The sequence below is a fragment of the Cellulosimicrobium cellulans genome (assembly GCF_042723955.1).
GTDB lineage: Bacteria > Actinomycetota > Actinomycetes > Actinomycetales > Cellulomonadaceae > Cellulosimicrobium > Cellulosimicrobium cellulans_H.
This window is the reverse complement of record NZ_JBHXIC010000135.1, coordinates 1-7,617: the sequence shown is the minus strand read 5'-3', so window position 1 is coordinate 7,617 and position 7,617 is coordinate 1. Positions and strand designations below refer to the sequence as shown.

Annotated in this window: 5 protein-coding genes; 4 read left to right on the top strand and 1 reads right to left on the bottom strand. The window is 77.9% G+C overall.

Annotation, left to right across the window (positions count from 1 at the left end; translation table 11 throughout):
- The first annotated feature begins 225 nt into the window (after nt 1–225).
- Nucleotides 226–3,888: an SCO7613 C-terminal domain-containing membrane protein gene (locus tag ACFWH7_RS20185; protein WP_378219327.1), complete on the top strand. Its 3,663-nt coding sequence runs from the start codon at nt 226–228 to the stop codon at nt 3,886–3,888.
- Between the two features lie 53 nt (nt 3,889–3,941).
- On the opposite strand, the gene ACFWH7_RS20180 is transcribed toward ACFWH7_RS20185, so the two are convergent.
- Nucleotides 3,942–4,412, bottom strand: a complete 471-nt coding sequence (locus ACFWH7_RS20180) for an Lrp/AsnC family transcriptional regulator (protein WP_378219325.1) — start codon at nt 4,410–4,412, stop codon at nt 3,942–3,944.
- A 142-nt stretch (nt 4,413–4,554) separates the two neighbouring features.
- Here ACFWH7_RS20180 and pdhA point away from each other — a divergent pair, with 142 nt between their 5' ends.
- The 3 genes from pdhA to ACFWH7_RS20165 all read left to right on the top strand — a co-directional run.
- A complete protein-coding gene (gene pdhA / locus ACFWH7_RS20175; RefSeq protein WP_378219322.1) occupies nt 4,555–5,973 on the top strand; it encodes a pyruvate dehydrogenase (acetyl-transferring) E1 component subunit alpha in 1,419 nt (472 codons plus the stop codon).
- The gene (locus tag ACFWH7_RS20170) at nt 5,970–7,046 is read left to right on the top strand and encodes an alpha-ketoacid dehydrogenase subunit beta (protein WP_378219320.1); all 1,077 of its coding nucleotides are present in this window, start codon (nt 5,970–5,972) and stop codon (nt 7,044–7,046) included. The genes pdhA and ACFWH7_RS20170 overlap by 4 nt, the downstream gene beginning before the upstream one ends.
- A partial coding sequence (locus ACFWH7_RS20165) for a biotin/lipoyl-containing protein (RefSeq protein ID WP_378219318.1) occupies nt 7,043–7,617 on the top strand: 575 nt, incomplete at its 3' end. The genes ACFWH7_RS20170 and ACFWH7_RS20165, both read left to right, overlap by 4 nt.

Below are 7,617 nucleotides of genomic sequence, written 5' to 3'. Positions count from 1 at the left end.
GTCCCTGCCGGCCCGCCGCGGGCGATGCGCCCGCTCGACCCGGCAGGCCGCGGGTCGGCTGGTCCGCGCACACCGTCCCCGGTGCCGGCGACCGGAAGCGTGCCCGCGCTCGGGCCACGCGGTCCGGTCCCGGTTCGTCCCGGGGCGGCCGGGCCGGTCCCGTCGGTTCCCGCGGGCGCGGGACCGCGCGGGGTCGTCGTGCCGGGCGCGGCGCCGTCGCGCTCCGTGGGCCTCCAGCCGGTCCTCGCCGGGGCGGGGGCGGGGCTCCTCGCCGTCGCGACGGTCGTCTTCGTCTTCTTCACCTTCGCCGACGACCTCGCCCTGCGCGCCCTCGTGACCGGGGTCGTCACGGTGCTCACGGTCGGGGCCGCGGTGCTCCTGCGGTCGCGCGGCCTGCGCTCGTCCGCCGAGGCGGTCGCGGCGCTCGCCGTCGTGCTCGCGGTCGTGGACGTGGAGCTCGCGCTCAGCGCGTGGGGGCTCGGCACCGTCGGCACCGCGGCGGCGCGCGCGTCGCTGCTCGCCGTGGTCGTCGTGGGCCTCGGCGTGGTCGGGGACCGGGCGCGGGTCCGGGCCTGGGTGACGAGCGCCGTCGTGCTCGGGCCGCTCGTCCCGCTCGTCGCGGCGCCCGCCGCGGGGGCGCCCTGGGGCTGGGCCGTCGCCCTCCTCGCGACGGCGTGCCTCACGGCCCTCGCCGCTCCCGTCGCGGCACGCTCGGGCGCGCGGGTCGCCAGCACGCTGCGTGGTGAGCAGGCGCTGCTCGGCGTCGTGCGGACGGTCGCGGTGCCCCTCGCCGTGGTCGTCGGGCTCACCGTCACCGCCGCCCCGGGCCTGCCGACGGGCGCCGGGTCCGCGCTCGTCGCGCTCGGCGCGGCGCTCGCGGCCACGCTCCTGCGCGTCGCGACCCGCGAGCGCCGCTGGTACGCGGTCGGCGGTGCGTCGGCCGTCCTCGCGGGGGCGCTGCTCGGGACGGGGGGCGACGTGGCCTGGCTGGGCCTGGTCCCCGCGCTCGCCGCCGCCACGTGGCTCCTCGTCCTGGTGCTCACCTCGCCGCGCGTGGTGCCCGGGGTGCTCGGCTCCCCGGTCCCGGCCGTCGGACGGTCGGACGCCCTCCTCGGCGGCGCGCTCGTCGCCCTCGTCGGGGCGGGGCCCGCGCTGGCCGTCGCGGGGGTGCGCGGGGCCGAGGTCCTCGTGACCGGCACCGCCGGGACCGCCGCGACGCTCGGCGACGCGCCGCTCGGCGTCGGCGTCCTGTCCGCCGGGCTGTGGGGCGAGGGCGTCCGGGGCGGCACCGCCGGCGCCGCGCTGCTCGACGGGACGATCGCCGGCCTGCTGTCCGCCCTGGTCGTCCTCCTCGTCGCCGCCCGGCTCTCGCTGCGCACGCCGGTCCCCGTGCCCTTCCCGCGCCTCGCCGGGGCGCGACGGCTCGGCGCCGCCCCGGTCGTGCGGACCGGGCGCGCGCTCGGTCCGTGGGTGCTGCTCGCGCTCGTCGTCGCGCTCGTGCTCGACCCCCGGCTCGCGGGCGTCACCTCCCTCGCGCTGCTCGCGCTGCTCGCCGCGCTGCTCGTCGTCGCGACCGCCCGGCCCGTCACGCCCGGCGTGCACGAGGGCGGCGCGGCGCCGGGCGCGCTCGTCCGGGCGGTCCGGCGCGGGTTCGGCCGTGCCCTGCGCCCGGTCGCCCGCCGGCTCCCGGGCCCGCGCGCGGCGGTCCGGCACGGCGTCGTCCCCGTCGGACGGGCCGAGGCGCGCGTCTGGTACGCGGCCGCCGTCGCCGGCACGATCGTCTCCGTCCTGCTCCTCGTGGCCGGGTCGTGGGTCACGCGCCCGACCGCGACGGCCGGGGCGGTGGTCGTCGGCGGGCTCCTGCTCGCGGCCCGGGCCGCCGCGCCGCGCGGTCTGCACGCCCCGCTCGTCGGCACCGCCTACGGCTACGCGCTGCTCGTGCTCGGCGTGACGCTCGCGTGGAGCGGCGCCGGGACGGTCGCGGTCCTGTGCGCGGTCTCCGGGGTCGCCTCGCTCGCCGCGCTCGCGGTGACGCTCGTCCCGCGCGTCGACCGGGACTCGTGGTGGGCGGTGCTCGGCGTGACGGCGGTCCCGTTCGGGCTCGGCGTCCTCACGGTCGTCGACGAGCGCAGCTGGTGGTCCGTCGGGGCGTGCGTCGCGATGCTCGCGCTGGAGGTCGTGCTCGTCGGCTCGCGCCGTCCCGGGTCGGCCACCGCGCTGCGCGTGCTCGCCGCAGCGCTGGTCCTGCCGACGGCGGCCGTCGCCGTCGTGAGCGCGGGCGCCCTCGTCCTTCCGGGCAGCGGGTCGCCCGTCGTGCTGCCGGTCGTCGCGCTGCTCGTGGCGACGGCGCTCGCCGCGGCCCGCCCGGTCACGGCCCGGATCCACCTGGCGGCCGGGCGCGTCGCGGTCGAGGCGAGCGCCGCGCTCACGGGGGCGATCGCCGTCGGGCTCGCGTTCGGGCGCCCTGCCGCCGGGCCCACGGTCGCGGTCGCTGTCCTCCTCCTGCTCGCCGTGGGCGCGGGGCTCGCCGCGCGCGACCGGGACCGGCGCGCAGAGTGGTGGCTCGCCGCCGCCCTGGGGACCGCCGCGCTGTGGACGGCGCTCGCTGCCGCGGACGTCGGTCTCGTGGAGGCGTACACCGCGCCGCCGGCGCTCGCGGCCCTCGTCACGGGGGCGCTGCTCGCCCGCCGGTCGCGCCGCTGGTGGGAGCTCGCGAGCGCCGGCCTGGTGCTGCTCGTCGTGCCGTCCGTGCTCGCCCTGGGCGCGGCGCCCGGGGCCGGCGACGTCCGGGCGCCGCTCCTCGTCGCGGCCGGGGCCGTGGCCGTCCTCGCAGCGGTCCTGCTGGGTCGCGGGGCCGGAGCGGGCGCGTGGCGCCGCGCGGCGGCTCTGCGGCTCGCGGGCGCCGGGGTGCTCGCCGCGACCGGCGGTACCGTCGAGTCGCTCCACGTCGCGCACGCGTCGGGCGGCGGCGCCGTGTTCGCGCTCGGGTTCGCCTGGGCGCTCGCCGCGGGCGGGGTCGCGCTCGGGGCGGGCCTCGTCGGGGCCGGGGTGGCTCCGCGGGGCCGGGGCGCCGCTGTCGCGCGACGCTGGGCCGTCGCGCCCGCCGCTGCCCTCGTGGTGATCGGGACCGTCGCGAACGTCCGGCCGGTGTGGGGCGTCATCGCGACGGTGTGGCTCGTCGAGGTGGCGCTGCTCGCGCTCCTCGTGGTCGGGGTGCGGCGCGCGGTCCGCGGTCGGCTCGACCTCCCGCCCGCGTGGTTCACGTGGTCGCTCGCGCTCGTCGCCGCGATCGGCGCGTGGTGGCCGCGCGAGCTGCGCGTCGAGGTGTTCTCCCTCCCGCTCGGCGCGGGCCTGCTCGTCGCGGGGTACCTCGCGCTCGCGGCCGGCACGACGGCGGCGCCTGGCACGGCCGGCGGCGACCCGGGTGCCGTGGCCGGACCGGGCAGCCCGGGTGGCAGCCACGCCGCCCCGGCCCCGGGCAGCGCCTCGGTGCGCACGACGCCGACCCTCGCCGGGTGGCCCGTCGGGTTCGCCGGGTCGTGGCGGACGCTCGCCCCGGGCCTCCTCGCGCTGCTCGGCCCGTCGGTCCTCGCGACGTACACCGACGCGCGCACGTGGCGCGCCGTCCTGGTCATCGTGCTCGCGCTGGCCGCGGTGCTCGTCGGGACGCGCACGCACCTCGCGGCACCGTTCCTGCTGGGCGTCGCGGTGCTGCCGGTCGAGATCCTCGTCGTGTTCGTGTCCCAGCTCGGCACGCGCATCTCCGCGGGCCCGTGGATGCTCACGCTCGCCGCGGCGGGCGGACTGCTGCTCATCATCGCGACGTACTACGAGCGTCGGATCGCCGCGTACGACGGCGCCGCGGCCTACGTGCGCGACCTGCGCTGACCGAGCCCCGTCAGCCCTCCCGGACCGATGTCCGCGGGCACCGGACGGGCGTGTCAGCGGCCCCGCTGCTTCTCGATGAGGGGCCGCAGGCGGTAGGGGATGAGCTCGCCCATCGACAGCGAGGTCTCCGTGCGCTCGACGCCGTCGATCGCGAGGATCGCGGCGTCGATGCGGAACAGGTGGTCGGTGTCGCGGCACGCGACGGTGACGCGCAGGTCGGCCGTCCCGCTGCGCCCGAACGCCTGCACGACCTCGGGGATGCGCGCGACGTCGTCGACGATCCGGGCGAGCTCCTTCTGGCGTACCTGGACCTCGACGAACGCCGTGAGCGGGTGCCCCAGCACGTGCGGGTCGATCCGCCGGTCGAGGGCGAGGAACGCGCCCTCGGCCTCGAGCCGGGCGAGGCGTGCCGCCACGGTGTTGCGCGAGAGCCGGAGGCGGTCGGCGAGCGCGACGATCGTCGCCCGCGGGTCGTCGGCGAGGGCGAGCAGGAGGTCGAGGTCGACAGCGTCGGCGCTGTGCATGGTGCTCACCCTAGCCGAGTGACGGCGGTCACACTGCACAGCGTGTCGGACGTCGGTGGAGCCATGTGCGCGGCAGGGGTTACGTTCGCCCTACCTCGGTCCTCGACGGAGAGGACCGGCTCCCCGAGGTGAGGTGGCGACGATGCCCAGCGAACCTGCGGTGCGGACCGGACCGACGGCGGCGACCCCGCCGAAGGCGCAGAACGGTCACCGGGCGGCAACCCCGCGCGACGCACGAGCAGACCGGAAGAACGTGGCGCACGACGTGCGCAAGGACGTGCGCGAGGACGGGCGTGCCGACGTGCGCGCGGACGTGCCGCGGCAGGACCCGGGGGACGGCGCGTCGACGCCGACCCTGCGCGTGCTGACCGAGGACGGCACGCGCCTCGCGGACCCCGAGCTCGACCGGTGGCTCGCGGACCTCGACCCCGCGGCGCCCGACGACGCCGCGCGCGAGACCGCGCGGACGACGCTCGTGCAGCTCTTCGAGGACATGGTCGTCGCGCGGCGCATCGACGCCGAGGCGACGGCCCTCCAGCGGCAGGGCGAGCTCGCGCTGTGGCCCCCGCTGCTCGGTCAGGAGGCGGCTCAGGTCGGCTCGGCGCGCGCGCTGCGCGACGACGACTTCGTCTTCTCCTCCTACCGCGAGCACGCCGTCGCGCGCGTGCGCGGCGCCGAGCTCGTCGACCTCGTGCGCGTGTGGCGCGGCGTCGCGGTCTCCGGGTGGGACCCGTACGCGATCGGCATGGCGTCCCCGCAGGTCATCATCGGCGCGCAGACGCTCCACGCGACGGGCTGGGCGATGGGCGTGCAGAACGACGTCGACGCCGGCCGGGTCGACGCGTCCGCCGGGCTCCCCGTGGGCGTCGCGTACTTCGGCGACGGCGCGATGAGCCAGGGCGACGTCAACGAGGCGTTCGTCTTCGCGTCCACGTACCGCTCGCCGGTCGTCTTCTTCTGCCAGAACAACCAGTGGGCGATCTCCGAGCCGGTCGCGCTCCAGTCACGCGTCCCGCTCGCCGAGCGCGCCCGCGGGTTCGGCATGCCCGGCGTGCGCGTGGACGGCAACGACGTGCTCGCCGTGCTCGCCGTGACGCGCGCGGCGCTCGACCGCGCACGGCACGACGGCGGCCCGACCCTCGTCGAGGCCGTCACCTACCGCATGGGCCCGCACACCACGGCCGACGACCCCAAGCGGTACCGCGACGCGGCCGAGGTCGAGGAGTGGACCGGGCGCGACCCGCTCGCGCGGTTTGAGGCCTACCTGCGGTCCGTCGGTGTGCTCGACGACGCGGAGGCGGCCCGGGTGCAGAAGGTCGCCGACGCCGCGGCGGCCGGGCTGCGCGCCGGGTGCGTCGCGCTCACCGACCCGGAGCCGCTGTCGCTCTTCGACCACGTCTACGCCGAGCCGCACCACGCGCTCGAGCGCGAGCGCGCGGAGTACGCGCACTACCTCGAGTCGTTCGGCGAGGGCGGTGACGACGGCCCGGGTGGGCCGGTCGCCGCGGGCGACCGGGCGGCGTCGGGCACGGGGACGACCGCGACGGGGGTGGCGCGATGAGCACCCTCACCGTGGCGAAGGCGCTCGGCGCCGGGCTGCGCCGCGCCATGACGGACGACGACCGCGTGGTCGTCATGGGCGAGGACGTCGGCCGGCTCGGCGGCGTCTACCGCGTGACCGACGGGCTCCAGGCGGAGTTCGGGCCGCGGCGCGTGCTCGACACCCCGCTCGCCGAGTCCGGGATCATCGGGACGGCCGTCGGGCTCGCGTACCGCGGGTACCGGCCGGTGTGCGAGATCCAGTTCGACGGATTCGTGTTCGTCGCGTTCGACCAGATCCTGTCGCAGCTCGCCAAGATGCACGCGCGCACGGGCGGGAAGGTGCGGCTGCCTATCACGATCCGCATCCCGGTCGGCGGCGGCATCGGCGCGGCCGAGCACCACTCCGAGTCGCCCGAGGCGCTGTTCGCGCACACGGCCGGGCTGCGCGTGGTGTCGGTCGCGAACCCCCAGGACGCCTACACCGTGCTCCGCCAGGCCGTCGCGTGCGACGACCCGGTGATCTTCTTCGAGCCCAAGCGCCGGTACCACCTCAAGGGCGAGGTCGACCTCGACCCCGTCGACCCGCTGCCGATGGACCGGGCGCGCGTCGTGCGCGAAGGCCACGACGTCACGCTCGTCACGTGGGGCGGGCTCGTCGGGACCGCGCTCGACGCCGCCGTCGCCGCGTCGGACGACGGCGTGTCCGTCGAGGTGATCGACCTGCGGTCGCTCTCGCCGATCGACCACGACACCGTCGCCGCGTCCGTCCGCAAGACGGGCCGCGTCGTGGTGACGCACGAGGCGCCGCGGCAGGCCGGGCTCGGCGCGGAGATCGCCGCGACCGTGACCGACCGCTGCTTCGAGTACCTCGAGGCCGCGCCCGTCCGCGTCACGGGCCACGGCATGCCGTACCCGCCCGCCAAGCTCGAGGGCCACTACCTGCCGGACCTCGACCGCATCCTCGACGGCGTCGACCGCGTGCTGGGGCGGGTCGAGCCGTTCGTGCCGCGCGCGGTGCCCGACGCCGGTTCGCCCGGCGAGGACAGCAGCCAGGCCGGGTCGGTCCGCACCGCCGAGGCGGTGGCCCGATGATGACGATGCGCGAGTTCCGCCTCCCCGACCTCGGGGAGGGCCTCACCGAGTCCGACATCGTGAGCTGGCACGTCCACGCCGGTGACCGCGTCGAGCTCAACCAGGTCATCGCCGAGGTCGAGACGGCCAAGGCCCTCGTCGACCTCCCGTCCCCGTACGCCGGCCTCGTCGCGTCGCTCCACGCGGAAGAGGGCCAGACCGTCACGGTCGGCGACCCCTTGGTGACGTTCGAGGTCGACGACGGCACCCCGACCCCCCAGGGCGCCGAACCCGGGGTGGCGGGGCACCCGAAGCCCACGGTCGCGTCGAACCCCGGGCTCGGCGACGAGCAGGTCCCCGGAGACCCCGGTGTCGCGGACGAGCCCGAGCCGAACCTCGTCGGGTACGGTGCTCGGCCGGACCGCGTCGGTCGCCCGACGCGCCGGCCCCGCCGGTCCGCAGGCGGTGCCGAACCCGGGGTTTCGCGCCACGACGCCCCCGCAGTGGCCGCAAACCCCGGGTTCGGCAGCGAGCCGGCGACCAGCAACGCCGGGTTCGACGTCGCGACGGCGACCGGCGCTCGTGGTCGCAC

What these genes read in the sequence shown, in the direction of transcription:
- ACFWH7_RS20180 (WP_378219325.1), bottom strand. Translation starts at nt 4,412, where the DNA reads ATGCACAGCGCCGACGCTGTCGACCTCGACCTCCTGCTCGCCCTCGCC.
- pdhA (WP_378219322.1), top strand. Translation starts at nt 4,555, where the DNA reads ATGCCCAGCGAACCTGCGGTGCGGACCGGACCGACGGCGGCGACCCCG.
- ACFWH7_RS20170 (WP_378219320.1), top strand. Translation starts at nt 5,970, where the DNA reads ATGAGCACCCTCACCGTGGCGAAGGCGCTCGGCGCCGGGCTGCGCCGC.